This is a genomic window from Faecalimicrobium dakarense (genome assembly GCF_000499525.1).
Lineage (GTDB): Bacteria > Bacillota > Clostridia > Peptostreptococcales > Peptostreptococcaceae > Faecalimicrobium > Faecalimicrobium dakarense.
In genome coordinates this window covers 1-1,006 of sequence record NZ_HG529372.1, presented here as the reverse complement: position 1 = coordinate 1,006, position 1,006 = coordinate 1, and the positions used below count along the sequence as shown (strand labels likewise).

At 28.3% G+C, this 1,006-nt stretch carries 1 protein-coding gene and 1 other RNA gene; both read left to right on the top strand.

Going from position 1 to position 1,006, the window contains the following annotated elements:
- The first annotated feature begins 36 nt into the window (after positions 1-36).
- Positions 37-702, top strand: a complete 666-nt coding sequence (locus BN899_RS12345) for a hypothetical protein (protein ID WP_242824170.1) — start codon at positions 37-39, stop codon at positions 700-702.
- Between the two features lie 85 nt (positions 703-787).
- A non-coding RNA gene (gene ssrS / locus BN899_RS12340) (6S RNA) lies at positions 788-971 on the top strand.
- The last annotated feature ends 35 nt before the right edge of the window (positions 972-1,006 follow it).

Sequence of the window (1,006 nt, the reverse complement as noted above, 5' to 3'; positions counted from 1 at the left end):
GAAAAAAGTTAAAAAGAAAAAGAAGCAAAGCCTAGAATTCCTAAAAAATCAAGTCAAAAAAGGGAGAGAAAAGATAGTAATAATATGCTTGGATTTAATATGAACGATATAAACAAGGGTATGAAACTAATGGATTTAAGTGATGAAGAATTAGAACGTGGAATGGAAATAATAACTAGAACGAAAAAATATATGTCTAGGGATGAAATGAAAGTTTTAGCAAAAGTAGAAAGTTTACTAGATTTAGTGAAAGGGATAAAAAGATTAAGTGGCATAGATGATATACATGAAGAAGAAACAAACTTTTTTAGAAGCATGGATGAAGATGACAAAAAGAATATGATGATAAAAGAAATATTAGAAGTATTCCCAGAGAAGAGAAAAGAACCTATAGAAAAAGCTATAGATATGAAAAAGAAAATTGATTTATTTGCAGAATTATTTTTGCCGGATGATTTTGGAGAAGGTGGATTTAGTTTAAGTTCATTAGCTAATATAAATAATCTAGGTAGTATGAATAACCTTAAGTTATTAGGAAGTCTTTTAAGATCTGATGGAGAAGATAGTTCTTATGATGATGAAGAAGAGGAATATGAAGAATATGAAGACGATGAATATGAAGATGAAGAATATGGTTATGAAGATTTTGATGAATACGAAATTTATGAAGATTATGACTACATAGATGATGACGAAAAATAAATTTCCAAAAAAATACTGATATTATATTAATTACTATATAAAATTACTTTTAAAATTTAGTGTTTTGTTATATAATAATATTATAAAAATCCTGAAGCATTCGATAGACTTATTTAAATTCAACCGACAAATGTTATAAGGGAGACTAAGTCTATCTATGGATAACATGCCCGTATTTATATGGGACGTTAAAAGTAGATAGTAGGTCACCCACCTGGGAGTATCTCGGGTCTGAATTTATTGGGGTCGCCGGTGTTTTTGGGGATTTTTTAATATAAAAAAAGTGTTGCTAAGTTTAGCAACA